General features: G+C 70.8%; 22 protein-coding genes, 1 other RNA gene and 2 pseudogenes. 13 read left to right on the top strand and 12 right to left on the bottom strand.

The genetic code is table 11. The features are described from left to right. Window positions 1–113: 113 nt before the first annotated feature. Genes ACFVH5_RS16800 through ACFVH5_RS16790 form a run of 3 tightly spaced genes read right to left on the bottom strand, consistent with a single transcriptional unit; the run spans window position 114 to window position 3680 of the window. Window positions 114–1106 carry a small ribosomal subunit Rsm22 family protein gene (locus ACFVH5_RS16800; protein ID WP_385834434.1) on the bottom strand — a complete coding sequence of 331 codons (993 nt, stop codon included), beginning with the start codon at window positions 1104–1106 and terminating at the stop codon, window positions 114–116. Window positions 1107–1128: 22 nt separating this feature from the next. Further along, complete coding sequence (locus ACFVH5_RS16795; protein WP_385834440.1) at window positions 1129–2262, bottom strand: serine hydrolase domain-containing protein; 1134 nt, start codon at window positions 2260–2262, stop codon at window positions 1129–1131. Then, complete coding sequence (locus tag ACFVH5_RS16790) at window positions 2259–3680, bottom strand: Bcr/CflA family multidrug efflux MFS transporter (RefSeq protein ID WP_385834433.1); 1422 nt, start codon at window positions 3678–3680, stop codon at window positions 2259–2261. The genes ACFVH5_RS16795 and ACFVH5_RS16790 overlap by 4 nt, the downstream gene beginning before the upstream one ends. 123 nt (window positions 3681–3803) lie before the next feature. On the opposite strand from ACFVH5_RS16790, the gene ACFVH5_RS16785 reads away from it, so the two are divergent. Further along, complete coding sequence (locus ACFVH5_RS16785; RefSeq protein WP_385834432.1) at window positions 3804–4805, top strand: Gfo/Idh/MocA family protein; 1002 nt, start codon at window positions 3804–3806, stop codon at window positions 4803–4805. Between the two features lie 184 nt (window positions 4806–4989). Here ACFVH5_RS16785 and ACFVH5_RS16780 read toward each other — a convergent pair whose 3' ends face one another. Continuing rightward, window positions 4990–6636, bottom strand: a complete 1647-nt coding sequence (locus ACFVH5_RS16780; protein ID WP_385834431.1) for an alkaline phosphatase D family protein — start codon at window positions 6634–6636, stop codon at window positions 4990–4992. A gap of 145 nt (window positions 6637–6781) precedes the next feature. On the opposite strand from ACFVH5_RS16780, the gene ACFVH5_RS16775 reads away from it, so the two are divergent. From ACFVH5_RS16775 to ACFVH5_RS16755, 5 genes are all read left to right on the top strand, one after another. Beyond that, complete coding sequence (locus ACFVH5_RS16775) at window positions 6782–7591, top strand: SDR family oxidoreductase (RefSeq protein WP_385834430.1); 810 nt, start codon at window positions 6782–6784, stop codon at window positions 7589–7591. 276 nt (window positions 7592–7867) lie between these two features. Next, complete coding sequence (locus tag ACFVH5_RS16770; protein WP_385834428.1) at window positions 7868–9358, top strand: ABC transporter permease; 1491 nt, start codon at window positions 7868–7870, stop codon at window positions 9356–9358. A gap of 55 nt (window positions 9359–9413) precedes the next feature. Then, window positions 9414–10106, top strand: coding sequence for an ABC transporter ATP-binding protein (locus ACFVH5_RS16765; protein WP_385834427.1), 693 nt, complete (start codon window positions 9414–9416; stop codon window positions 10104–10106). 212 nt (window positions 10107–10318) lie between these two features. Next, window positions 10319–10879: a DoxX family protein gene (locus ACFVH5_RS16760; RefSeq protein WP_385834426.1), complete on the top strand. Its 561-nt coding sequence runs from the start codon at window positions 10319–10321 to the stop codon at window positions 10877–10879. A gap of 5 nt (window positions 10880–10884) precedes the next feature. Continuing rightward, a complete protein-coding gene (locus ACFVH5_RS16755; protein ID WP_385834425.1) occupies window positions 10885–11208 on the top strand; it encodes a MazG-like family protein in 324 nt (107 codons plus the stop codon). A 163-nt stretch (window positions 11209–11371) separates the two neighbouring features. Here ACFVH5_RS16755 and ACFVH5_RS16750 read toward each other — a convergent pair whose 3' ends face one another. Next, complete coding sequence (locus ACFVH5_RS16750; protein WP_385834424.1) at window positions 11372–11905, bottom strand: YceI family protein; 534 nt, start codon at window positions 11903–11905, stop codon at window positions 11372–11374. A gap of 118 nt (window positions 11906–12023) precedes the next feature. Between ACFVH5_RS16750 and ACFVH5_RS16745 the strand changes: the two genes are divergently transcribed. Next, on the top strand, window positions 12024–12566 hold the full coding sequence (locus tag ACFVH5_RS16745) for a MarR family winged helix-turn-helix transcriptional regulator (RefSeq protein ID WP_385834423.1): 543 nt from the start codon (window positions 12024–12026) through the stop codon (window positions 12564–12566). Between the two features lie 58 nt (window positions 12567–12624). Here ACFVH5_RS16745 and ACFVH5_RS16740 read toward each other — a convergent pair whose 3' ends face one another. Together ACFVH5_RS16740 and ACFVH5_RS16735 are read right to left on the bottom strand one after the other, a co-directional pair. Continuing rightward, entirely contained in the window at window positions 12625–14004 is a 1380-nt protein-coding gene (locus tag ACFVH5_RS16740) for an SGNH/GDSL hydrolase family protein (RefSeq protein ID WP_385834421.1), read from the bottom strand. Window positions 14005–14009: 5 nt separating this feature from the next. Then, on the bottom strand, window positions 14010–15434 hold the full coding sequence (locus ACFVH5_RS16735) for a PHB depolymerase family esterase (protein ID WP_385834420.1): 1425 nt from the start codon (window positions 15432–15434) through the stop codon (window positions 14010–14012). A 289-nt stretch (window positions 15435–15723) separates the two neighbouring features. Between ACFVH5_RS16735 and ACFVH5_RS16730 the strand changes: the two genes are divergently transcribed. Beyond that, window positions 15724–16395: an enoyl-CoA hydratase-related protein gene (locus tag ACFVH5_RS16730; RefSeq protein ID WP_385834419.1), complete on the top strand. Its 672-nt coding sequence runs from the start codon at window positions 15724–15726 to the stop codon at window positions 16393–16395. Window positions 16396–16412: 17 nt separating this feature from the next. On the opposite strand, the gene ACFVH5_RS16725 is transcribed toward ACFVH5_RS16730, so the two are convergent. Further along, window positions 16413–17207 (bottom strand): SDR family NAD(P)-dependent oxidoreductase, encoded by a 795-nt coding sequence (locus ACFVH5_RS16725; RefSeq protein ID WP_385834418.1) that lies wholly within the window; start codon window positions 17205–17207, stop codon window positions 16413–16415. Between the two features lie 112 nt (window positions 17208–17319). Here ACFVH5_RS16725 and ACFVH5_RS16720 point away from each other — a divergent pair, with 112 nt between their 5' ends. The 4 genes and pseudogenes from ACFVH5_RS16720 to ACFVH5_RS16705 all read left to right on the top strand — a co-directional run bounded on the left by ACFVH5_RS16720 (window position 17320) and on the right by ACFVH5_RS16705 (window position 20594). Then, window positions 17320–17997, top strand: coding sequence for a TetR/AcrR family transcriptional regulator (locus tag ACFVH5_RS16720; RefSeq protein WP_385834417.1), 678 nt, complete (start codon window positions 17320–17322; stop codon window positions 17995–17997). A gap of 260 nt (window positions 17998–18257) precedes the next feature. Further along, on the top strand, window positions 18258–18929 hold the full coding sequence (locus ACFVH5_RS16715; RefSeq protein ID WP_384812576.1) for a glycoside hydrolase family 11 protein: 672 nt from the start codon (window positions 18258–18260) through the stop codon (window positions 18927–18929). Continuing rightward, a pseudogene (locus tag ACFVH5_RS16710) lies at window positions 18926–19642 on the top strand (polysaccharide deacetylase family protein); the annotation flags it as partial. The gene ACFVH5_RS16715 and the pseudogene ACFVH5_RS16710, both read left to right, overlap by 4 nt. A gap of 214 nt (window positions 19643–19856) precedes the next feature. Beyond that, the gene (locus tag ACFVH5_RS16705; RefSeq protein ID WP_385834416.1) at window positions 19857–20594 is read left to right on the top strand and encodes a restriction endonuclease; all 738 of its coding nucleotides are present in this window, start codon (window positions 19857–19859) and stop codon (window positions 20592–20594) included. 17 nt (window positions 20595–20611) lie between these two features. Here the strand turns inward: ACFVH5_RS16705 and ACFVH5_RS16700 are convergent, their stop codons facing one another. Next, entirely contained in the window at window positions 20612–21184 is a 573-nt protein-coding gene (locus ACFVH5_RS16700; RefSeq protein ID WP_385834415.1) for a dihydrofolate reductase family protein, read from the bottom strand. A gap of 131 nt (window positions 21185–21315) precedes the next feature. Here ACFVH5_RS16700 and ACFVH5_RS16695 point away from each other — a divergent pair, with 131 nt between their 5' ends. Next, window positions 21316–21765 (top strand): spore-associated protein, encoded by a 450-nt coding sequence (locus tag ACFVH5_RS16695; protein WP_385834414.1) that lies wholly within the window; start codon window positions 21316–21318, stop codon window positions 21763–21765. A gap of 52 nt (window positions 21766–21817) precedes the next feature. Here the strand turns inward: ACFVH5_RS16695 and rnpB are convergent. The 3 genes and pseudogenes from rnpB to ACFVH5_RS16680 all read right to left on the bottom strand — a co-directional run bounded on the left by rnpB (window position 21818) and on the right by ACFVH5_RS16680 (window position 23978). Continuing rightward, window positions 21818–22224: RNase P RNA component class A (gene rnpB, locus ACFVH5_RS16690), an RNA gene on the bottom strand. A 76-nt stretch (window positions 22225–22300) separates the two neighbouring features. Then, window positions 22301–23068 (bottom strand): annotated as a pseudogene (locus ACFVH5_RS16685) (DMT family transporter); the annotation flags it as partial. Window positions 23069–23150: 82 nt separating this feature from the next. Continuing rightward, entirely contained in the window at window positions 23151–23978 is an 828-nt protein-coding gene (locus ACFVH5_RS16680) for an AraC family transcriptional regulator (RefSeq protein WP_385834438.1), read from the bottom strand. Between the last annotated feature and the right edge of the window lie 37 nt (window positions 23979–24015).

Raw genomic sequence — 24015 nt, 5'->3', positions numbered from 1 at the left:
CGCCGGACGGGCTGAAAATCAGCCCGTCCGGCGTTTGAGGACAAAGGGGGCGAGGGGCGCAGCCCCATGCGTGGACGGGAACGGGTAGGGGCGGCGGGGGCGAGGAAACGCCCTTAGCGGGGCCCGGCCGGGGGCCACCCGTCGCCCCATGCCGCGTCCCGTGCCTCCTTGTAGAGGGACCCGTGCCGCTTCGTCACCGTGGAGCGCCCCAGCCCACCCCCCACCTCGCACAGATCCAGCAGCACCTGCCCCTTACGGATCTGGGGCCGCCGCACCACCCGCGCGGCGACCGGAGCCACAGGCACCCGCGTCGCGGCGACATAGCTGAACTTCTCGTCCTCGTAGGGCAGGGAACCCCCCTTGACCTGCCGGTGCAACGAGGACCGGCTCACCCGGGCGGAGAAGTGGCACCAGTCCTCCCCCGGCACGATCGGGCAGACCCCGCTGTGCGGGCAGGGCGCCGCGACGGAGAACCCGGCGCCGATCAACCGGTCACGGGCGGCGAGGACGCGGGCGTACCCGTCCGGCGTCCCCGGCTCGATGATCACGACGGCCCGCGCGGCGGCCACCGCGGCGTCCACGACGGCGCCGCGGCCCGCCTCGGTCAGCTCGCCGAGGACGTACGACACGGTGACGAGGTCGGCGTCCGGCAGGGCGAGCTCGGCGCCGATCCGGGAGCGGCGCCACTCGGCGGACCGCAACTCCGTACTGGCCGAGGCGAGTTCACGGCCGAGGACGAGCGCGGGCTCCGCCCAGTCGAGCACGGTGACCGGCCGCTCCCCGGGCCAGGTGGCGTTCACGGCCCAGGTCGCCGCGCCCGTGCCGCCGCCGACGTCGACGTGGCTGCCCGGCGTCCACTCGGGTGCCGCGTCCGCGAAGGCGGCGAGCGCGGCCCGTACGGCCTCGAAGGTCGCGGGCATCCGGTAGGCGGCGTATGCGGCGACGTCCGCGCGGTCGCGCAGGATCGGGGCGTCGGTCGGGGTGGTGCCCCGGTAGTTCGCGATCAGCCGGTCGACGGCCTGCGCGGCCACCTTGGGCGGCAGTCCGTCGAGCAGGCCCGCGAGGGCCGTGCGCAGGGTCTCAGCTGGGGAAACGGGGGCGGTCACGGGGGAAGTCTACGAGCACCGCTCAGGCCCCCCTGACCGCCCGGGCCAGCCGTGTGGCCGCCGTCGCGCGGGGTCCATGGTCCGCGGGCCGGCGGCGTGGGTGGACCGTGTTCGCCAGGAGCACCAGGAACGTGTCCGTCGAGGGGTCCATCACCAGCGACGTACCCGTGAAGCCCGTGTGGCCCGCGGCTCCGTGGCCGGCGAGGGCGCCCATGAACGACGGCTGGTCGAGGGCGAAGCCGAGGCCCGGCGGGGAGAGGAGCAGTTCGACGTAGTCGGGGCCGAGGATGCGGGCGGTGCCGTAGGAGCCGCCCGCGAGGAGGGTGCGGCAGAAGACGGCGAGGTCGGCGGCGGTCGAGAAGAGGCCGGCGTGGCCCGCGACCCCGCCGAGCGCCCAGGCGTTCTCGTCGTGGACCGTGCCCCGCAGCATGCCCCGGTCGGCCTTGGCCCAGGGCCGCCGCTGGTCCTCGGTGGCGGCCGCGCGCGGGCAGGGGCCGTAGGCGGTGTCGGCCATGCCGAGCGGCCGGGTGATCCCGTCCCGGACGAGGGCGTCCAGCGGGCGCCGGGTGATGCGTTCGAGGACCTGCTGGAGCAGCAGCATGTTGAGGTCCGAGTAGCCGTACGCGGTGCCCGGCGCCGTCACCGGCTTCTCCGCCCGCAGCAGGGCGAACCGTGCCCTGTCGTCCCGGCAGTCGTACAGCGGGAGTTCGGGCCGCAGCCCGGAGGTGTGGGTGAGCAGGTGCCGCACGGTGATGCCGTACTCGGTGGCGGCGGCGAAGCCCGGCAGGTACGCCCCCACGCGCGCGTCGATGCCCAGGGTGCCGCGCTCCAGCTGCTGCACGGCCGCGACGCTCGTGAAGAGCTTCGTGAGGGAGGCCAGGTCGAAGGGGGTGCGGACGGTCATCGGCACGCGTTCGCCGCGCGGCAGTTCCACGCCCGCGTCCGCGTCCGCGTCGTACGCGCGGTAGCGCACCGCCCAGCCCGCCGCCTCCTCGACGGCGATCACGGGCCCGCGTCCGGCGACCAGTACGGCACCCGCGGCCCAGGGCCGGTCCCCGGCGGTGATCGCGCGGAACTCCCGTACCAGAGCGTCGAGTTCCCCGGGGTCGAGCCCGGCACGTTCCGCCGTGCCGGGGCGCAGTCTCGGTGCGCTCAGTTCCCCGCTCCCTTCACGTTCTGCTTCACCTTCGAGTTCACGTTCGCGTTCGCGTTCGCGTTCACGTTCACGTTTGAGTTCGTGCTCGGCTGCACGTTCGGCTGTTTCCGCCAGGGACGGCACAGTGCCATGAAGCAGGCGACGGCGACCAGTGAACACGCGAGCTGGACGACGGCCATCGGGACGGCCGTGTGCTCACCGGCGACGCCCACCAGAGGGGTGGCGATCGCGCCGACGAGGAACGAGGACGTGCCGAGCAGCGCGGACGCGGAGCCCGCGGAGTGCCGGGTGCGCATGAGGGCGAGCGCGTTGGTGTTGGGCATGCACAGGCTCATCGCCGACATGAGCACGAAGAGGCCGACGGCGATCGGGACGAGGCCCACCTCGCCGAACACCCCGGCCGACATCAGGAGCAGCGCGGCCGACGCGACGGTGATGATCGCGAGGCCGACCGCGAGCACCTTGTCGAGGCTGACCCGGCCGACGAGGATCTTGCCGTTGATCTGGCCGACGATCACCAGTCCGACGGAGTTGACGCCGAAGAGGATGCTGTACGTCTGCGGGGAGGCGCCGTAGATCTCCTGGACCACGAACGGCGAGGCGGAGATGTACGCGAAGAGCGCCGCGAACGCGAAGCCGCCGGTGAGCATGTAGCCGGTGAAGACCCGGTCGGCGAGCAGTCCGCGCATGGTGCGCAGGGCCTCGACGGTACCGCCGTCATGGCGCTCGGCGGGCGGGAGCGTCTCGGGCAGCAGCCGCCAGACGACGGCGGTGAGCACGATCCCGATGACGGTCAGGATGTAGAAGACGCCCCGCCAGTCGGTGATCCGCAGCACCTGGCCGCCGATGAGCGGCGCGATGATCGGCGCGACCCCGGAGATCAGCATGAGCGTGGAGAAGAACCGCGCCATGTCCACACCGTCGTACAGGTCGCGGACGACGGCCCTGGCGATCACGATCCCGGCGGCGCCCGCGAGGCCCTGGAGCAGCCGGAAGGCGATGAGCAGTTCGATGGTGGGGGCGATCGCGCAGACGGCGGTGGCGAGGATGTACACGACGAGCCCGGCGATCAGCGGCCGTCTGCGGCCCCACTTGTCGCTCATCGGCCCGACGACCAGCTGCCCGAGCGCCATCCCCGCGAGGCACGCGGTGAGCGTCAGCTGGACGGTGGCCGCCGAGGCGTGCAGCGCGTCGGTGACGTCCGGGAGCGCCGGAAGGTACATGTCCATGGACAGCGGCGGTACGGCCGTGAGCCCGCCGAGGATGAGCGTGACCAGGAGTCCCACGGAACGGCGGGCGGCCGGTGGCGGTACCGGCGACGCCGAGGCGGCGACCACGCTCTCCTCGGTCACCGCCGTGCCGGGTATGCGGGCCTCCGGGCCGTCCGGGTCCCTCGTCGTACGGCCGCGCTCGGGCATGCGCCCCTCCCTCTCCGTGTGATCCGCCACCTATGCTCTCAGCTCGTACGGGTGGTCTCGTACAGATGGTCGAAGCGGTCGAGGGCGCCGCGGGCGTCGACGGCACGGAGCGAGAGGTCGGGCATGACTGAGGAACGCGTGCGCTGGGGTGTGCTGGCGACCGGTGGGATCGCTGCGGCGTTCACCGCGGATCTGATCGATCTGCCCGATGCCGAGGTGGTGGCGGTGGCGTCGCGCACCGAGGAGTCGGCGAAGGGGTTCGCGGAGCGGTTCGGGATCCCCCGGGCGTACGGCGACTGGGAGTCCCTCGCGGCGGACGAGGACGTCGACGTCGTGTACGTGGCGACTCCGCACTCGGCCCACCGGGCGGCGGCCGGGCTCTGTCTGGAAGCGGGGCGCAATGTGCTGTGCGAGAAGGCGTTCACGCTGAACGCGCGCGAGGCCGAGGAACTGGTCGGCCTCGCGAAGCAGCACGACAGCTTCCTGATGGAGGCCATGTGGATGTACTGCAATCCACTGATCCGGCAGCTCAAGACGCTGGTGGACGACGGGGCGATCGGTGAGGTCCGCACGGTCCAGGCCGACTTCGGCCTCTCGGGTCCGTTCCCTCCCACCCACCGGCTGCGCGATCCCGCGCAGGGCGGCGGCGCGCTGCTCGACCTCGGGGTCTACCCGGTGTCGTTCGCGCATCTGCTGCTCGGCGAGCCCTCCGAGGTGACGGCGAAGGCGGTGCTCTCGGACGAGGACGTCGACCTCCAGACGGGCATGCTGCTCTCGTACGACAGCGGGGCGCTCGCCGCACTGCACTGTTCCCTGGTCGGCGGTACGTCGACGGCCGCGTCGGTCACCGGCTCCGAGGGCCGCATCGACATCCCGCACGGCTTCTTCCACTCGGACCGCTTCGTCCTGCACCGCGACGGCCGCGACCCGCAGGAGTACACGGCGAACGCGGCGGACGGCACCCGCGCCAGCCTCAAGCACGAGGCGACGGAGGTCATGCGAGCCCTCCGAGCCGGCGAGAAGGAATCCCCCCTGGTCCCCCTGAACGGCACCCTGGCGGTAATGCGCACCCTGGACGCGGTAAGGGCGGAGGTAGGAGTCACCTACCCCGGCGAATCCCTCTAGGAGGGGCCGGGCCCGACCAGGGGCGCGGGGAACGGCGCAATCTTTCGCCTTTCGCCTTTGGGGGCGCGGGGAACGGCGCAGTCTTTGGCTTTTCGCCCTTAGGGGCGCGGGGAACTGCGCGACCAGCCACATCCGGCCCGCAGCCGACGAACGACCGCCAGTTCCCCGCCCCACCCCAGCGGAGCTACACCGGCTTCAGCCCCTGGTCACCGACCTCCGTGACGAACGACGCGGCCGTACTGATCGCAGCCCCCGGCACAGTGACCGCCGGCACGGTCTTGAAGTCGGCCCGAGCGGATTCCCTCCCCAACCGCACGGTCGTATATCCGCGCCGCCCGTTGTAGAACTTCAGATGCGGATTCGCCGCCATGTACGTCTCCCAGTTGGCGGGCTTCTCCGTCCCGTCCCGCCCACTGGTGATCGAGGTGGTCACGATCTCCGTACCGAGCGTCCGGGACGAGGGATCGTCGAAGTCGTCCTTGATGTCGAAGGCGTACCCGACGTGGACGTCCCCGGTGAGCACCATCAGGTTGTCGACCCCGGCGGCCTCCGCTCCGGCCAGCACCCGCCCCCGCGAGGCCCGGTAGCCGTCCCACGCGTCCATGGACACCCGGGACGGCACGGTCAGGTCGAAGTTCCGCTGGGAGAAGATGACCTGCTGCGGGACGACGTTCCACAGCGCCTGGGAGGCCTGCCACCCGTCCAGCAGCCACCGCTCCTGCGCCGCCCCGGTGATCGTGCGTGCCGGATCGTCCGTCTCGGGGCCGGGAACGTCCGCGCCGTCCCCGTACGCCTGGTCGGAGCGGTACTGCCGGGTGTCGAGGATGTCGAACTGCGCGAGGCGGCCCCAGTTCAGCCGCCGGTACATCTGCATGTCGGGGCCTTCGGGCCGCTGCGGGCGGCGCAGCGGCAGGTTCTCCCAGTAGGCGCGGTATCCGGCGGCGCGGCGCAGCAGGAACTCCTCCGGCGGTACGGAGTTCTCGGGTATGTCGTCCGCGTAGTTGTTCTCGACCTCGTGGTCGTCCCAGGTGACCACGAAGGGGTGGGCGGCGTGCACGGCCCGCAGGTCGGGGTCGGTCTTGTAGAGGGCGTACCGCAGGCGGTAGTCCTCCAGGGTGATCGTCTCGTGGTTGAAGAGGTCGGGCAGTACGCGGTCGGTGTAGTTGCGGGCGCCGCCCACGGAGTCGACCGCGTACTCGTAGAGGTAGTCGCCGACGTGGAAGACCACGTCGACGTCGTCCTCGGCGAGATGGCCGTACGCGGTGAAGTACCCGTCGTGGTAGGCCTGGCAGGAGACCGCGGCCAGCCGCAGTTCGTCGACGCGCGCGCGGGACGAGGGCGCGGTGCGGGTACGCCCGGTCTCGCTGATCCAGCTGCCCGTCCTGAAGCGGTAGTAGAAGACCCGGTCGGAGTCGAGGTGGCCGACCTCGACGTGCACGGAGTGGTGGAACTCGGGGTGGGCGAAGGTCGCCCCCCGTCTGACGACGTGGCGGAACCGTTCGTCGCGGGCCAGTTCCCAGTGCACGGTGACGCGTTCCGGGGGCAGTCCGGAGTCCGCCTGGTACGGGGTGGGGGCGAGCCGGGTCCACAGCAGCACGGAGGCGGCCTGGGGGTCGCCGGAGGCCACACCGAGGGTGAAGGGATTCTCGGTGATCTTCGCCGCGTCGAACTCGGCCGCACCCGCCACGCCCGCGGTCGGCAGGTTGGTGGCGAACGCCAGGACGGCGGCCGCGCCGGTGACGGTGAAGAGCCGGCGGCGTCCGAGGTGACGGGCGGCGGCGCGGAGTTCGGGGGCGTGCTGCGACGGTTGCTGGTGGCCGGTGGATGTCATCTGGCCCTCCCCTGACGGTTGTTGTACAAGGAATTGGAGTGGTCAGAGTCAACGGCGGACCGTCACGTACACAACAGTCAGATGTCGGACGGATGAGTTCCAAATGGCGGACCGTCGACCATGGCCTCCCGTACGCTGCGGGGCCATGAACGCCCATCGAACGAAGATCGCGATCGTGACAGGCGCCGGCTCGGGAATCGGCCGTGCCGTGGCCGTCGAACTGCTGCGGACCGGCTGGTCGGTGACGCTCGCCGGCCGCCGCGCGGAGCGGCTGGAGGAGACGGCGGCGCTCGCCCGGACGGCCCTCGCGGACGCGTCGCCCGGGGCCGTCGGGGAGGCGGCCGGGAAAGAGAGCACGTCGTTGTGCGTACGCACCGACGTGTCGCGGCCCGAGGAGGTGGCCGCGCTCTTCGGCGCCACGCGGAACCGCTTCGGCCGCTTGGACCTGCTCTTCAACAACGCCGGCACGTTCGGACCCGGCGGTGTGCCGTTCGAAGACCTGCCCTACGACGCCTGGCGGCATGTGGTCGGTACGAATCTCGACGGGGCGTTCCTGTGTGCGCAGGCGGCCTACCGGCAGATGAAGGAGCAGGATCCGCAGGGCGGAAGGATCATCAACAATGGCTCGATCTCGGCGCACACGCCCCGGCCGCGGTCGGCGGCGTACACGGCTACGAAGCACGCGCTGACCGGCCTCACGAAGTCGCTGTCGCTGGACGGGCGGCCGTACCGGATCGTCTGCGGGCAGATCGACATCGGGAACGCGGCGACGGACATGACCTCGCGGATGACGACCGGGGCGTTGCAGGCGAACGGGGAGGTGGCCGCGGAGCCGGTGATGGACGTGGGGGACGTGGCGCGGACGGTCCGCCATATGGCGGAGCTGCCGCTGGAGGCGAACGTGCAGTTCGCGACGGTTCTCGCCAGCGGTATGCCTTATGTGGGGCGGGGGTAGCTCCATCGGCGGGGCCCGCCGGGGGCCGCGGGTTGTGTGAACCTGCGGGTCCGTCGTGGCTGGGCGCGCAGTTCCCCGCGCCCCTGAAGGGGCACAGACAACACCCCTTTCCTGGGAACTGGCCCTGAGTCGGTCAGGAATCAGCTGTCTTACGGGATTCTGATTCCCGGGAGTGCATTCTCAGGTCTTACACATTCCCTACTCAGGGTGTCTCAAAGGTTCGTCCATAGCTTGTGGCAGCGCCCACAGCGGGCGCCAAGAACCTTAGGGACAGGGATGTTTGGCATCTATCTCAAGCGTGAGCTGAGCCGGCGCAAGAAGTCGGCTCTGGTCATCGCCATGGGTCTGGCGCTCGGAATCGCGCTGGTCATCACCGTCAACTCGGTGTCGGCCGGCATGTCACAGGCTCAGGACAAGGTCCTGCAGTCGCTGTACGGACTCGGCACCGACATGACGGTGACCAAGGCCAGGGAGGCCCCTTCCGCCGGCAACAACCAGTCGGGCAGACCGAATTTCGAATTCGACGCCGGTTCCGACGACGACGAGGAGCAGAGTTCGGACCGCGTGACCACTCAGGGCGGTCAGACGCTCAAGTCCTCCCTCATCGAAAAGGTCGCCGCGCAGAAGAACGTGGCGAGCGCGGTGGGCGCGCTGACCCTGAACGTCACGAAGGTCGACGGCAGTTTCACCCAGGGCAAGGCCAGGACCGACACCTCCTCGCAGGGCTCCCAGGGCCAGGGCGGCGGCCCCGGCGGTACGGGCGGCGGCGGTTCGACCGGTCAGCCGCAGGTGCAGGGCGGCGGCGCCTCCTTCGACGTGAACTCGTACTCGGTCTCGGGTGTCGACGTCACGAACCAGGATCTGGGCCCGCTCGCCACCACGAAGATCAGCAAGGGCACGTCGTTCACGGCCTCGCAGACGAACGCGAAGGTCGCGGTGCTCAGCACGTCGTACGCCAAGGAGAACAAGTACACCGTCGGCGAGAGCATCAAGATCTCCGGCACCACGTACAAGGTCATCGGGATCGCGACCCCGGACAGCAGCGAGTCGACGACCGACGTCTACCTCCCGCTCAAGCAGGCCCAGACGCTCGGTGACTCCAAGAACAAGATCTCCACGATCTATGTGAAGGCGTCCGACTCCCAGCGCATCGACGCGGTCAAGGCGGCCATCCAGAAGAACATCGACGGTACGACGGTCACGACCTCGGCCGATCTCGCGGACACCGTCTCCGGCTCGCTGTCGACCGCCTCCAACCTCGCGACCAGCGTGGGCAAGTGGCTCTCCATCGCGGTGCTGGTGGCCGCGTTCCTCGTCGCCGCGCTGCTCACCTCGTCGGCGGTCAGCCGCCGGGTGCGGGAGTTCGGCACGCTGAAGGCGCTCGGCTGGCCGAGCCGCAAGGTCACCCGGCAGGTCGTCGGCGAGTCGGTCGTGAACGGCCTGCTCGGCGGAGCGCTCGGTATCGCCCTCGGCCTGGCGGCGGCCTACGCGGTCACGGCGATCAGCCCCACCCTCACCGCCGAACTCGGTTCCACGGGCGGCGGCCAGGGCGGCGGTCCCGGCGGCGGTGGACCCGGTGGGGGTGGCGGCCCCGGTGGGCAGAGCGCGTCGAGCACCCTCGACATCGCGCTGTCCGCGCCGGTCTCCGTCACCACCATCGCGCTCGCCGTGGGCCTCGCGGTCGCGGGCGGTCTCATCGCCGGCGCGATGGGCGGCTGGCGCGCCTCCCGGATGCGTCCGGCCGACGCGCTGCGCAGCGTGTCGTAGCCCCCGCCCCCCAACACCACGCCACGTCACGTCACGTTCGTTACGGAGAAGACGTATGTACAAGCTCACCGGCGTCACCAAGAACTACACGAGGGGCAAGGAGACCGTGGAGGCGCTGCGCGGCGTCGACCTCACCATCGAGGACGGCGACCAGCTCGTCATCCAGGGCCCCACCGGCGGCGGCAAGTCGACCCTGCTGCAGATGATCGGCGGCCTGGACCGCCCGTCCTCCGGCAGCGTCGAACTGGACGGCGTGGACCTCGCGTCCATCAGCGAGGCCAAGCTGACCCGGGTGCGCGCCGAAAAGATCGGCATCATCTTCCAGTCGTTCAACCTCATCCCCACGCTCACCGCGCAGGAGAACGTCGAGACCGCTCTCGTACCCCTCGGGGTCAAGCCGTCCGAGCGGCGCGCGAAGGCCGCCGAGGCGCTGGGTTCGGTCGGTCTGGGCGACCGCCTCACCCACGCGCCCAGCGAGCTGTCCGGCGGTCAGCAGCAGCGCGTCGCGATCGCCCGCGCGCTGGTCAAGAACCCGAAGGTGCTCCTCGCCGACGAACCCACGGGCAACCTCGACGAGGGCACCCGCGACGACATCATGGCCCTGCTGGAAGGGCTGTGGAGGGAGCACGGGCTGACGTTCGTCATGGTCACGCACGACTCGTCGATCGCCCGGCGCGCACCCCGGCTCGCGACCATCAAGAAGGGCCGGATCGCCCTGACCGAGCAGCAGCCGCAGCCCGCGCTCTGACCGGTCCGCCCGTACGGCGTTCCAGGAGGCCGCTCACCCTCACCGGTGAGCGGCCTCTCGCGGTCGAGGCGGTCGCGTCCGGTCACCCGAACGGCGGCGCGGGCCAGGACCCGGCCGGCGGTCCGGTGCGACGGTGGGCAGGCGCGTACGCGCGCCAGAGAAACCGTTCGAGTGCGACATCCGGCTGTGACCTGCGAGGAGTGACGGGAACCGTGACCTGTTTCGACCGACGCGATCTGGGACTGCTGCTGCTCCGCCTCGGTACGGGCGGAGTGCTGGCGGCGCACGGGGCGCAGAAGCTCTTCGGCTGGTTCGGCGGGGGCGGCCTCTCCGGGACCGGCGCGTTCATGGAGTCCGTGGGGTACGCGCCCGGCCGGGCCAGCGCCGCCGCGGCGGGCCTGGCGGAGACGGGCGGCGGCACGCTGCTCGCGCTGGGCCTCGCCACCCCGGCGGCCGGAGCCGCCGCGGCCGGGGCGATGGCGGGCGCCTCCGCCCTGCACGCGCCCAACGGCTTCTTCGCGCAGAGCGGCGGCTACGAGCACGCGGCCTCCCTGGGCCTCACTGCGGCCGGCCTGGCCGTCACGGGCCCCGGCCGGATCTCCCTGGACCACGCCCTGGGGCACACGGTCGACCGGAACTGGATGGTGCCGGTCGCCCTCGCGGTGACGGCCGCGGCGACCCTGGCGGTGATCGGAGCGCGGTACGCGCGGGTGCGCGGCCAGGACGAGGGCGAGCAGGGCGAGTTGTTCGACGAGGAGGGCGTGGCAGTCTGACCGTCATGAGCGACGACGATGATCTCTGGCAGTCCATCGAGCACCTCCAGGACTGGCTGGCCCGGAACCAGCCGGACCGCCCGCCCCAGGAGACCTTGCTCCTGCGGGTGCTGAAGCTCTCGGAGGAGGTGGGCGAGGTCGCCGAGGCGGTCATCGGCGCCACCGGCCAGAACCCCCGCAAGGGCGTGTCGCACACGTGGGACGACGTGCGCGCAGAACTCTGCGACGTGATCATCACAGCCGCGGTGGCCCTACGAACCCTCACCCCCGACGCCCAAGAGATCTTCACCACCCACTTGGCACACGTAACAGCCCGCTCCCACCCCTAGGCCCCCGAAGGGGCGCGGGGAAACCGCCCCAAGCCCCCTAAGGGGCGCGGGGAACGGCGCGGGCAACCCCCCACCGACCCGCAGCCGAAACCCGACCTCAGCCACCCCACCCCTCAGGGGCGCGGGGAACGGCGCGACCAGCCCCCACCGACCCGCAGTCGAACTACACCCCCTCGCCGGAGGCGGAACCGCGTCGCGTGAACCTGAGCGTCGCAGTCACCGTGGTCAGCCCCCGGATCATCCCCATCTGGTTCCACCCCAGATTGAACTGCGACCGGTCCACGGTGAACTCAGCGGCAAGCGTCACCGCCTCGGCGCTCGACTCCGTCACCGTGCCGGTCACGGACTGCGGGCGGCTGACGCCGCGGACGGTCAGCTCCCCGCTGATCGCGACGCTGTCGTCCGGCCGGACCACCGCGTCACGGACGGCGAACACGAGCGTCGGATGCCGCTCGGCATCGAAGAAGTCCGCACCCCGCAGATGCGCGTCACGCTTCGCGTTCTTGGTGTCGAGCGACCCGGCCTCCACCGTGATCGTGCCGTGCGCGGTGCCGCCCGCCTCGACCTCACCCTCACCGGCGACACCGCTGAAGGCGCCCTTCACCGTGACCAGACCCCACATCGTCTTGTGCTTGATGGCGATGGCGGAGCGAACGGCATCGAGCTGCCACAGGCCGGTTTCCACAGCGACGGTCATGGGACTTCTCCTGAAGATGAGTGCGGTCGTTCACGGACAACTGGATCAGTAATCCAAATTTGGATGACCCCACGCTAGCCGGTCATCCAAAAATGGACAACCGGTAGACTGTGACACCATGGCCGCCTCTTCCACCCCCGCCGACCAGCCCGCATCCGTCCCGCCGCACGACGAGATCGACGAGATCGACGAGGGCGCACCGGAGAACGGCCTGCTGCCCGCCGAACTCCGTTCCTGGATGCGCCTGCTGGCGGCGGCCGGCGCGATCGAGCAACAGCTGCGTTCGCGCGTGAAGGACGCCATGGGGGTCTCGCACGACGAGTTCCTGGTGCTGTGCCTGCTGGCCGACCAGCCGGGCTCCAGCCTGCGGATGACCCGCATCGCGGAACTGCTGGGCCGCCCGAAGACCCGGCTGACGTACCAGGTCGCCTGTCTGCAGCACGCGGGGCTGATCACCAAGAACTCCGCGTGCGGCGACCGGCGCGGTATCGAGGTGGCGCTCACGGACAAGGCCCGCCGTCTGCTGAGCGAGTCCACGGGCCCGCTCGCCGACGCCGTCTCGCAGGCCATCGCGCGGACGGCCTGCGCCCAGCGGTACACACAGCTCCACGACCTCCTGCCTCTGCCCCTGCCCGCCGACCCCACGGAAAAGCCCACCTGACCCGGCCGGTCGCCCGATCGCCCGATCGCCCGAGTCAGCCGACCATCCGGTCGGCCGGTCAGCCAGTTCGCGTAGGGGACAACCGGAACAACCGGGGCGGCACCGCGTCGGCGAGCACGCGATACCCCTCCGGATTGAGATGCAGCCAGTCCCCGTCGTGCAGCGCGGACCGCAGGCGCCGCGGATCCGCCGGGTCACGGACGGCCCGGTCGAAGTCGACGACCGCGTCGAACCGTCCACTCGTACGGATCCAGGAGTTGACCTCCTGCCGGGACGATTCACGGCACCCCTCGGGGTCGTCGTACATCGCGTTGCCGCCGAACGGCGTCAGCGTGGCCCCGTACACGCGGATGCCCTGCGCGTGCGCCCGGACGACGATCTGCTCGTACGCGGCGATCAGTTCGGTCGTGACGGTCCGCTGGGCGGTGGGTGTGGCGGCGGCGGTTCCGAGGTCGTTGACCCCCTCGAAGACGACGAGCCAGGAGACTCCGCTGCGGGACAGGACGTCGCGGTCGAGGCGGGCGAGGACGTTGGGGCCGAGGCCGTCGTTGAGGACGCGGTTGCCGCCGGCGGCCTGGTTGAGCACCGCGACCCCGTCGGTCGCGGGGTGCGCGCGGAGCCGGTCCAGCAGGCGGTCGGTCCAGCGGTCGTTGCCGTTGGTGGTGGAGCCGCGCCCGTCGGTCAGCGAGTCGCCGAGGACGGCGACCGCCGCCGTACCGGGGCCGGAAAGCACCTCGACATCGCTGAGGAGGTACCAGTGGTTGACGGCGGTCGCCCCCGGGAGGTCGAGATCCCGGGTGCGGTCGGCGTGACCGGCCTTCTGGAGGTACGAGGTGGTGCGCGACCCGGGGTGCGAGGTGAGCGCGGTGAACGGCTGCCCTTCGGCGAGGTACGCGGTCACGGTCAGCACGGAGCCCGGCGCCAGCCCGAAGTCCAGCGGATCGGAGACGAGTTGGGCCCCGACGGGCACGGTCGCCGACGCGCGTCCGGCGAAGGTCACGCGCCGCGGCGAGCCGGGTTCGACGGCGCTGGCTCCGGCCCGCCCGCCGAGCGGAAGAGCCACGCTCACGGCGGTGAGGGGCAGCGCGGTGTCGCCGAACGCGTTGGAGAACCGCAGCTGGACGCGCCCGCCGCCGGTCGAGACCCGCACGGTCTGCCGCAGGGTGGTGTCCACCAGGACGGCCCGCTCCTCGGTGAACGGCGGGGGCGGCATAGTGCCCGGCTCGGTGAGCTGAGGCATCGCGGTCCAGGTGTTGACCCAGTGCCGGGCACCCGCCCCGGCCGGCCCGGCGGAACCACGGTCCGCACCCCGCGCCCCCTCGACCAGGGCCACCACGGCGGACGCGCTCACGGCGAGGACCAGGACGAGGACGAAGGCGGTGACGAGACGGACGAAGGAGCGCGCTCTCGACGGCGGCACGGGCCGTACCGGTCCCATATCCCTCAACTACCGCTGCACACAGCGCCGTTGAGAGTGAAGGCGGTCGGCGCCGAGCTGTTCCCCGTATGACTCGCCTGATAGCCGATGCTGACGCTCGCGTTCGCCGCGATCGTGCCGTTGTACGAGGCGTTCGTGGCCGTCACCGCGCCGCTCGCCGGGGCGTACGTGGCGCCCCAGCCGTTGGTGATGCTCTGCCCGGACGGCAGGGTGAAGCCCAGCTGCCAGCCCTCGATGCGGGAGGTGCCGGTGTTGGTGATCGTCACGGAGCCGGTCAGCCCCGTGTTCCAGGCGCTGGTCGTGGCGGTCACCTTGCAGGCGCCCGGCTGGGGCTGGGGGCCGGGGCCCGAGCTGTCCAGGCCGAAGAACGTGAGGACGCGGGCCGCCATGCCCCAGGCGTACAGGTTGTGGCCGACGCCCTGGAGGCTGACGGCCTCGACGGGGGCCTGGTCACCGGTGGCTCCGTAGCGCGTACGGGTCCAGCCGGACTGGGGCGAGTCGGTGGCCGCCGGGGTCTGGCTGACGCCCAGCACGTTCGTCCACTGCTCGATCTCCTCCCCGAAGTTGGGGTAGCGCAGCACGTCGTCCTCGGTGCCGTGCCACACCTGCATGCGCGGCCTCGGGCCGGTGTAGCCGGGGTAGGCGTTGCGGACGAGGTTGCCCCACTCCTGCGGGGTGTGGAGGACGGTGCCGCCGGAGCAGGCGCTGTTCCACTCGGAGCCGTCCGTGGTGGCGAAGCAGCCGAACGGTACGCCGGAGAACGCGGCGCCCGCGGCGAACACGTCCGGGTAGTCGCCGAGCAGGACGTTCGTCATCATCGCGCCGGAGGAGATGCCGGTGGCGAAGATCCGGCCGGTGTCGGCGGAGTAGGTGCGCGTCACATAGTCGACCATCGACTTGATGCCGACCGGGTCGCTGCCGCCACCGCGGGTCAGCGCCTGGGGCGAGGAGACGTCGAAGCACTTGCTGGCGCGGGTGACCGACGGGTACACGACGATGAACCCGTACTGGTCGGCGAGCGAGGCGTACTCGGTGCCGGAGTACATAGCCGGGCCGGAGCCCGTGCAGTAGTGGACGGCCACCACCACGGCGGGGTTCGCGGTGACGCTGTCCGGGACGTAGAGGTACATCTGGAGGTTGCTGGGATTGCTGCCGAAGTTGGTGACCTCGGTGAGGGCCGCGGCGGGCGCGGTGGCGGCCCTCGTCGTGACGGACGTCGTCGTGACGGACGCCTTCTCGACGGGTGCCTTCTCCACCGGCTCGCGGGCGGCGGCCCCGGGTGCGCCGAGGAGCGTCGTCGCGAGCAGGGACACCAGTGCCGCGAAAAGCACTGCGGGCCCCGAACGCGGGCGTCCGCGCGCGGTGTCGCCGTGCAGGGCGCTGGTGCGTACGGCGCTGCTGTGCACGGTGGTGCGTCCAGTGGCGGACATGTCCGTCCCTTCCGGATCACGGCTGGGGGAATGCGGGAGGCGGGCGGGAAACGCGGGCATGGCGCGGTGGAGCGGTGCCACGCGACGGGGCCAGTCGCATGGCATGCGCATGACTGCGCTGCCGCCCTGCCATGGAAGCGCTCCCACGGGGACGGGGTGGAGACCGAAACCGGCCAGCGGGGACGAATGATTTCGACGGGCACTCGGCCACATCCATTGCACGAGCCGCACATCGCGCATTAGGTTGACGCATTAAGTTACTCACAAGTAGCTACCGCGAGGAGTCACCATGCCGACGCTCGACCGCCAGGACGACGTCTTCGTTCTCGATCTCGGAGACGGCGAGAACCGTTTCCACCCCGACTGGCTCGCCTCCGCCAACGCCGCACTGGACGAGGTCGAGAAGGCGGAGGGGCCGCGCGCCCTGGTGACCGCCGCCACCGGCAAGTTCTACTCCAACGGCCTCGACCTGGACTGGCTGTTCGCCCACGCCGACCAGCAGGAGGACTATGTCCGCGGCGTCCAGGAGCTGTTCGCGCGGACGCTGTCCCTGCCCGTGATCACCGTGGCCGCCCTGCAGGGGCACACCTTCGCGGCTGGCGCGATGTTCTCCCTGGCCCACGACTTCCGCGTGATGCGGGCCGACCGCGGCTACTGGTGCCTGCCCGAGGCCGAGATCAACATCCCCTTCACCCCGGGCATGTCCGCGCTGATCCAGTCCCGGCTGCATCCGCGTACCGCACACGAGGCCATGCTCACCGCCCGCCGCTACGGAGGCGGCGACGCCCTCGACGCCGGGCTCGTCGACCACGCGGTGGCCGAGGACTCCGTACGCGCGAAGGCGGTGGAACTCGCCGGGGCGCAGGCCGGCAAGGCCGGGCCGACCCTCGGCACCATCAAGTCCCGTATGTACGCGCCCGTCCTGGACACCCTGCGCACCAGGGACAACCCTCTCGGCTGACCCGACTTGAACCTGTCCTAGACGGCGGACCAGCCGTTGTCCACCGGGAGGACGACCCCGTTGATGTTGCTCGCGGCGTCGGAGGCCAGGAAGACGATGGCGGCGGCCTGTTCGTCGGCGGTCGCCGTACGGCCCATGGCACCCAGGTGGCCCATGAGCACGGACGGCCCGTGCGCCTCCGCGTCCACGTCGACCTGGATGCCCGTCACCGTGCCGCCCGGGGCGATCGCGTTCGTCCGCACCCCCTTGGCGCGGTACATGACGGCGAGGGACTTGGTGAGGCCGACCACGCCGTGCTTGGAGACCGTGTACGCGGTACCGGCGGCGCTGCCCCGCAGGGACGCCTCGGAGGCGGTGAACACGATGGCCGCGTCGCCGCTCGCCAGGAGGTGGGGCAGCGCGGCCCGGCTGAGCAGGAACGGCGCGGTCAGATTGATCCGCAGGACGCGCTCCCACTCCTCGTCGGCGGTGTCGGCGGCGGCCGACATCCTGTCCATGACGCCCGCGTTGTTGACCAGCACGTCGATGCCTCCGAAGGCGTCCACGGCGGTGGCGACGACCCGGTCGACGACCTGCTGATCGCCGAGGTCCCCGATCACGGCGACGGCGGCGCCCCCGGCCTCGGAGATCTCCTCGGCGACCGCCTTCGTACCGTCGGCGTCGAGGTCGGCGAGGACGACGCGGGCGCCCTCGGCCGCGAAGCGCAGAGCGGCGGCACGGCCGATCCCGGAACCGGCCCCGGTGACGACGACCGACTTGCCGGACAGTCCCGTGGTGCTCGTGGTGATCGTGGTGTCCCTGGTGGGGCTCATCGCTGGTGCTCCCTGGAGGTCCGCACGGACAGGCGGCCCGTGCTCAGCTGATCCCCCACTATCCAGCATGTGTCGGTTATCCGACAGACGCTGGAAAGGATAGGCTCGGACCATGCCCGCGCGCTCCACAGATCCCCGCACCCGCCGCTCCCGTGCCGCCCTGGAGACCGCCCTGCGGGAACTCATCGCCGAGCGCGACCTCAGCCAGATCTCGGTCTCCGACATCACCAAGCGCGCGAGCGTCAACCGGTCGACGTTCTACGAGCACTACACCGACGTGCACGATCTGGCCGCCGCCGCGTGCACGACGGTCTTCGACGAGCTGGTGGCGGCCAGCCCGACGGTCGTGCCGCCGCTCAACGCCGAGGGCAGCCCCACGGTCGAGCTGCTGCCGGAGCTGTTCGCGCACGTCGCCGAACACGCCCCGCTCTACCGGGCCCTGCTGGGCGACGACGGCAGCGCCCGCGTGATCAACCACCTGCTGCACCGGATGACGGTCGCGGCACACGTCCGCCGCGTCCCGGCCGAGACGGCAGAGGCGGCCGGCACCCCCGTACGCCCCGTGCCGGCGCCCGCACCCACCGACGAGGACCCGGCGGACGTCCCGCACGATCCGGCTGCCGCGTTCGTGGCGGGCGCGGTGCTCGGCACGGTCATCGACTGGCTCCGCCGCGGCTGCCCCGGCACACCAGAGACGATGGCCGCCGCGCTCTGGCCGCTGCTCATCGGCACCGCGAGGGCGGCGGGTTGGGGAACGGAAGGGCCCGCGGCGGCCCCGACCGCCGAATGATGTCGCGGCACTTCGCTCCGTAAGTTCTTCGAAACATTCGAAGATGTGACCTCCTTTATCTGATCTCCCCCGGATGGATGCCCCGCACTCAATGTCGCGAGGACCCTAACTGGTGCCCTTCACCAGGCAGTTAAGGCTCCTACGCCATTCCAGTTCACACGAATGTTTCGTAATCATGGGCGAAACTGTTGACGCTTGACGGGTCCAGGTCAACACTGTTCGACCAAACCCGCCCCGTGGAAGACGGAGGGAACCCGCACATGAACCTCACCCCCGCACAGCCGAACCGCAGGCAGGCCTGCGCCCTGTTGCTGGGCGCCGCGACCGCGCTCACGCTGCCCGGCACGGCCCACGCCGACACGGTCGTCACCACGAACCAGACCGGCACCAACAACGGGTACTACTACTCGTTCTGGACCGACGCACAGGGCACGGTCTCCATGAACCTGGGCTCCGGCGGCAGCTACGGCACGACCTGGCGGAACACCGGGAACTTCGTCGCCGGCAAGGGCTGGAGCAACGGCAGCCGCAGGACCGTGACCTACTCCGGCTCCTTCAGCCCGTCCGGCAACGCCTACCTGACCCTCTACGGCTGGACGGCGAACCCGCTGGTCGAGTACTACATCGTCGACAACTGGGGCACCTACCGGCCCACGGGTACGTACAAGGGCGCGGTCACCAGCGACGGCGGCACGTACGACATCTACCAGACGACGCGGTACAACGCCCCGTCCGTCGAAGGCACGAAGACCTTCAACCAGTACTGGAGCGTCCGGCAGTCGAGGAGGACCGGCGGCAGCATCACCACAGGCAACCACTTCGACGCCTGGTCACGGGCCGGGATGCCCCTCGGCACCTTCAAGTACTACATGATCCTCGCGACCGAGGGTTACCAGAGCAGCGGCAGCTCAAGCATCACGGTGGCGGCATGAGCACCGGCGCCCGGACACGCCCCTGGACGACCGCGCTGGCCGCCGTGGCGCTGACGGCGACGGGCACGCTCACCGCCGGCGCCGCCGAGGCATCCCAGGCGCAGGCTGCTGCCACCACTGCCGCTGCCACTGCTGCCGCCGCCTGCAACGGATACGTGGGGCTGACCTTCGACGACGGCCCGTCCAGCAGCACACCGGCCCTGCTCGGCGCACTCACGCGGAACGGGCTGCGGGCCACGATGTTCAACCAGGGCAATTACGCCGCGGCCAACCCGTCCCGGGTCCAGGCCCAGGTCAGCGCGGGTATGTGGGTCGGCAACCACAGCTACACCCACCCGCATCTGACCCAGCTCGGCCAGTCGCAGATCGACTCGGAGATCTCGCGGACCCAGCAGGCGATCGCGTCCGCGGGCGGCGGTACGCCGAAACTGTTCCGGCCGCCGTACGGCGAGACCAACGCGACGGTGCGGGCGGTCGAGGCCAAGTACGGGCTTACCGAGATCATCTGGAACGTGGACTCGCAGGACTGGAACGGCGCGAGCACCGACGCGATCGTGCAGGCCGCCGGGCGGCTCGGCAACGGCCAGGTCATCCTCATGCACGACTGGCCGGCCAACACGCTCGCCGCGATCCCGCGTATCGCGCAGGGCCTGACCGCGCGAGGCCTGTGCGCGGGCAGGATCTCCCCGCAGACCGGCCAGGCGGTGGCTCCCTGACCCACCGCCAGACGCCGGACACGCCCTGTACGAACGTACGACCTGCTCGTCGGTGACGACCGGCCTGACGTCGGCCGTCACCGTCGAGTGAGGCGCGGAGGGCGATCGGACCGTGGCCGACTCGCGCCCTTCCGGCCCACCGACGCACTGCCCAGACTGCCCAACGGAACGGCAGAACGGCAGGGCGACGGAACGTCAGGAGGGTACGGGGATGACTGCTCGCAAGCGGCAGAGGTCCAAACGGCAGAGTTCACGGGCACGGACGCAGGTACGGGCACGGGCACAGGCACGTGCTCGGTTGAAGGCGGCCGTGATCGGCGGCGTCGTACTGCTGGCCCTCCTCGCGGTGTTCTGGTCGACCGTGTGGCCGTACGTCACGGCTGCCGTGCTCTTCGGCGCCATCGGGACGGTGGGCTGGTGGCTGTGGCGCACCGACCGGATCGTGCGTGCGCAGGACCGCCGCTGGCGTCGGAACGACGAGGTGGAGGCCGGCCGCCGGACCCTCGCGGAGGTGGACGCCATGACCGGCACGGAGTTCGAGGAACTGGTCGCCGGTCTGTGCCGCCGCGACGGATGTACGGAGGTCCGTCGGGTGGGCGGTTCGCACGACAACGGCGCCGATGTCCTCGGGCGGCTCCCGGACGGCCGGACCATGGTGATCCAGTGCAAGCGGTACATGCCGAGCAGCACGATCGCGAGCCGCGAACTGCGCGATCTGCTGGGCGCCAAGGTGCACTTCCGGGCAGATCTGGCCGTCTTCGTGGCGACCACGCGATTCAGCCGCCCTTCCGAGGAGTTCGCGGTCGAGCACGGAATCCTCGCCGTGCACAGGGATCACCTGGGGCTCTGGAACAACGGAGTCCCGCTCGCCTCTCTCTGGGGCGTGAACGGCCGGGGCCAGGGGGACTTCCGCCACCGGGCGCGCTGGAGGCAGGCGTACGGCAAATGACCGACGGGAAGCGTCGGCTAACGCGCCACGCGATACCGAAGATAGACAATGTCTGAACCACTCGAACCGAATGTGCGGGTCTCGACGAGTTCGAGATCCACGTGGCGCTCGGCCCGGGGGAAGAACGGAATGCCACCGCCGACGAGCAACGGGCAGACCTTGACCCGGTATTCGTCGATCAGACCCAGCGCGGAAGCCTCGGCGGCGAGGGTCGCCCCACCGACCGCGATCTCGCCCTCCCCCGGCTCGGCCCGCAACCGTTCGATCTCCTCCGCCAGGCCACCGGAGGCCAGACGGGCACTGCCCCGCACCGACGACAGAGTGTGGGAGAACACGACCTTGGGGAGCGGGTTCCAGACCCCGGCCCACTCCAGCCTCGACTCGTCGAGCGACGGGTCCTGGACGGCGTCCTCCCAGTACAGCATCGTCTCGTAGAGCCGTCGTCCCAGCAGATAGGCGCCGACCTTCCGCGTCTCCTCGATGGTGAAACGGAAGACCTCCTCGTTGGGTCCCGTCCAGTTGAATCCGCCGTCCGGCCCGACGATGTAGCCGTCGAGCGAGACGTTCATCGAATAGGTCACGTTACGCATCAGAAGTCCTCCCCGCGTCCGAACTATTTGACCATCATTGAAAGCTTTGCGGCACGTGAACACAGGCACGGACACTGAACCCCGCGCACCACAGAACTCGCACCACAGATCTTGGACCACAAGGGGGAAGCATGAGTTTCAACCGTTCCGTCCTGACCGCCGCCGCGTTCGCCGCCCTGGCGGTGGGGACCACGACCGCGCTGGCGGTGCCCGCCTCGGCAGCGCCCAACACCACGCCGCAGAAGGTCTGCGGAAGCGCCTACAAGACCGTGAACTCGGCGGCCGTCGGCACCCAGGGCACCGTCTATCTGACGTACAACGCCGCGAACGGCCAGAACTGTGTGGCCACCATCCGCAGCAACCCGGGCACCGCGGTGAACATGTCCGCGTACGTCTACGTCCCCGAAACCCAGGAAGGCGCCAACGACGACGGCGCCTACACGTCGTACGCGGGCCCGACATACGTGTACGGCAAGGGCCACTGCATCGACTGGGGCGGCAGCATCAACAACGTCTTCGTACAGATCACAGGCTCGAACTGCGGCACCCTGAAGGAGAACCGGGTCACATCGACGCACTGACCCATTGACCCGTTGCCCGCCGTTCCCGGGCGCCCGGTGAGGGCGCTGCGGGCAGACGAGTCGGGCTGTACGCCGGGTTCTGTCGCCCGGTCGCCTCGCGGCGGCCGGGGAGACGGCCATCCATCTAGGGCCGGCGTTGCCGCCGGCCTCGTGCGGTCTACCCGGGGACTCGGGCGGGCAGCCCTCGAACGTCCTCGCAGAGCGCCTTTCACAGCGCTCCTTTTGACCTTGCTCCGGGTGGGGTTTACCTAGCCGCCTGAGTCGCCTCAGGCGCTGGTGGTCTCTTACACCACCGTTTCACCCTTACCCGGGACCGAGGTCCCGGGCGGTTTGTTTTCTGTGGCACTGTCCCGCGGGTCACCCCGGGTGGCCGTTAGCCATCACCCTGCCCTGTGGAGCCCGGACGTTCCTCGGGAAGCGCCCCCGAAGGGGACTCCACGCGGCCGTCCGCCCGGCTCGTCTGCCGTGTCGACCATGCTACCGGGCGTTCGCCCCGCCGCCGTCCCGCGGCCGACGACGCCGTCGCCAGGAAGGAGCCCAGCAGGATCAGGGCGAAGGCCGCCACCGTGCCTCCGGTCAGCTCCTCGTCCAGCAGCAGCACGCCCGCCGTCACCGCCACCGCCGGGTTGACGTATGTGAAGACCACCGCCCGGGTCGGTCCCACCTCCCTGATCAGTTCCAGGAAGGCGACGAACGCGAGCGCCGTGCAGATCACTCCCAGGCCCGCGAGGGAGGCGAGGACCGGGAGGGAGGGGAGGGTGCCGGGCCATTGGAGGGCCGCCGCCGGGGCGTACACCAGGGCGGACAGGAGCAGGCACGGGGCTATCAGTTGCAGGGTCGGGATCTGCCGCAGGTAGCGGGCCATGATCAGCGGGGCCGTCGCGTAGCCCACCACCGTGATCAGCATCTCCGTCAGCGAGCGGGCGTCGCCGCCCGTCAGGTGCGGGATCGTCAGGACCGCCACGCCGCCGAGGCCGAGTGCGAGGCCGAGCGTGCGGCGGGTGTCCAGGCGTTCCGTGTCGCCGAAGAAGCGCGACAGGAGGACGCCCACGATCGGTACGCCCGCGATCAGCAGGCCGGCCGTGGAGCTGGAGAGGTGGCGTTCGGCGTCGGTCAGGGTCCACCACGGGCCGATGATCTCTATGCACGCGAAGGCCAGCATGGGGCGCCAGTGGGTCCGTACGACTCCGGTCAGGTTTCCCTGGCGGACGGCGAAGGGCAGGAGCAGCGCCGCGCCCACCGCACAGCGTGCGAACACCACCATGGACGCGGACATGCCACCGTCCACCGCCACTTTGATCATGAGATAGGGGATGCCCCAGAGCACTCCCATGAGGGAGAAGAGAAACCAGCCGCGTGCAGTCATGCGCGCAGTTTCGGCCAGGTCAGCGGCGGGCGTCTTGAACGCTGTTGCGGTACGCCGCCGGGGTCACCCCCAGCACCCGCCGGAACCAGCGCGTCAGATGCGCCTGGTCCGCGAAGCCCACCAGCGCGGCGGCCTCGGCCGGACGGTGGCCCGACTCCAGCAGGCAGCGGGCGCGGTTCACCCGGTACTGGGCCAGCCATGCGTACGGCGGCATCCCCATGCTCGTACGGAAGGCGCGCAGGAGCTGGTACCGGGACAGGCCGAGGTCCGCTGCCAGGGCAGCCAGGGAGGGCGGGGCGAGGAGTTCGTCGGCCAGGCGGTCGCGTACCGCCTCCGCCACCCGGCCCGCGCCCGGGATCGTGTCGCACACGTGGCGGGCCGAGGAGTGGCGGCGGGCCAGGGCCGTGAGCAGCCACGGTATGCGGGACTCGGCCTCCAGGGGGTCCGGGCAGGCGCTGAGTTCGGTGTGGGTCAGGCGGAGGGCGGCGGCCAGCTCGGGGTCGTCGAGGAGTGGTTCGCGGAAGTTCGGGATGCCCAGGGTGCCCTCGGTGAGCAGGGGTGTCTCCGCGTACAGGGCGCGGTAGGCGTACCCTCCGGCGGTCGTGGCCGGGCCGCCCGTGTGCACCTCGCCGGGGCCCAGGACCACGATCGATCCGGGGCCCGGACGGATCCGGCCGCCGCGGTAGTCGATGACCTCGGCGCCGGCGACGCAGACGCCGACGGTGAACTCGTCGTGCGCGTGGGGCGCGTACTTGTGGCGGTCGAATGTGGCCGTCAGCAGGTCGAGCGGCCTGCCGGTGCCGCCGAGGGTCGCCCTCGTCCAGACGGCCTGTTCACGCCCGCCCACGCGTCCCGAGCCGCCTGCGTCCGCCGTGTTCACCGTG

The sequence above is a fragment of the Streptomyces sp. NPDC127119 genome (genome assembly GCF_042677425.1).
Lineage (GTDB): Bacteria > Actinomycetota > Actinomycetes > Streptomycetales > Streptomycetaceae > Streptomyces.
This window is presented reverse-complemented; position numbering and strand designations above follow the sequence as displayed.

Coding starts and splice junctions, on each gene's coding strand:
- ACFVH5_RS16745 (WP_385834423.1), top strand. CDS start 12,024: ATGGCCGCCTCTTCCACCCCCGCCGACCAGCCCGCATCCGTCCCGCCG.
- ACFVH5_RS16750 (WP_385834424.1), bottom strand. CDS start 11,905: ATGACCGTCGCTGTGGAAACCGGCCTGTGGCAGCTCGATGCCGTTCGC.
- ACFVH5_RS16755 (WP_385834425.1), top strand. CDS start 10,885: ATGAGCGACGACGATGATCTCTGGCAGTCCATCGAGCACCTCCAGGAC.
- ACFVH5_RS16730 (WP_385834419.1), top strand. CDS start 15,724: ATGCCGACGCTCGACCGCCAGGACGACGTCTTCGTTCTCGATCTCGGA.
- ACFVH5_RS16780 (WP_385834431.1), bottom strand. CDS start 6,636: ATGACATCCACCGGCCACCAGCAACCGTCGCAGCACGCCCCCGAACTC.
- ACFVH5_RS16765 (WP_385834427.1), top strand. CDS start 9,414: ATGTACAAGCTCACCGGCGTCACCAAGAACTACACGAGGGGCAAGGAG.
- ACFVH5_RS16695 (WP_385834414.1), top strand. CDS start 21,316: ATGAGTTTCAACCGTTCCGTCCTGACCGCCGCCGCGTTCGCCGCCCTG.
- ACFVH5_RS16725 (WP_385834418.1), bottom strand. CDS start 17,207: ATGAGCCCCACCAGGGACACCACGATCACCACGAGCACCACGGGACTG.
- ACFVH5_RS16775 (WP_385834430.1), top strand. CDS start 6,782: ATGAACGCCCATCGAACGAAGATCGCGATCGTGACAGGCGCCGGCTCG.
- ACFVH5_RS16720 (WP_385834417.1), top strand. CDS start 17,320: ATGCCCGCGCGCTCCACAGATCCCCGCACCCGCCGCTCCCGTGCCGCC.
- ACFVH5_RS16735 (WP_385834420.1), bottom strand. CDS start 15,434: ATGTCCGCCACTGGACGCACCACCGTGCACAGCAGCGCCGTACGCACC.
- ACFVH5_RS16700 (WP_385834415.1), bottom strand. CDS start 21,184: ATGCGTAACGTGACCTATTCGATGAACGTCTCGCTCGACGGCTACATC.
- ACFVH5_RS16705 (WP_385834416.1), top strand. CDS start 19,857: ATGACTGCTCGCAAGCGGCAGAGGTCCAAACGGCAGAGTTCACGGGCA.
- ACFVH5_RS16790 (WP_385834433.1), bottom strand. CDS start 3,680: ATGCCCGAGCGCGGCCGTACGACGAGGGACCCGGACGGCCCGGAGGCC.
- ACFVH5_RS16770 (WP_385834428.1), top strand. CDS start 7,868: ATGTTTGGCATCTATCTCAAGCGTGAGCTGAGCCGGCGCAAGAAGTCG.
- ACFVH5_RS16715 (WP_384812576.1), top strand. CDS start 18,258: ATGAACCTCACCCCCGCACAGCCGAACCGCAGGCAGGCCTGCGCCCTG.
- ACFVH5_RS16740 (WP_385834421.1), bottom strand. CDS start 14,004: ATGGGACCGGTACGGCCCGTGCCGCCGTCGAGAGCGCGCTCCTTCGTC.
- ACFVH5_RS16785 (WP_385834432.1), top strand. CDS start 3,804: ATGACTGAGGAACGCGTGCGCTGGGGTGTGCTGGCGACCGGTGGGATC.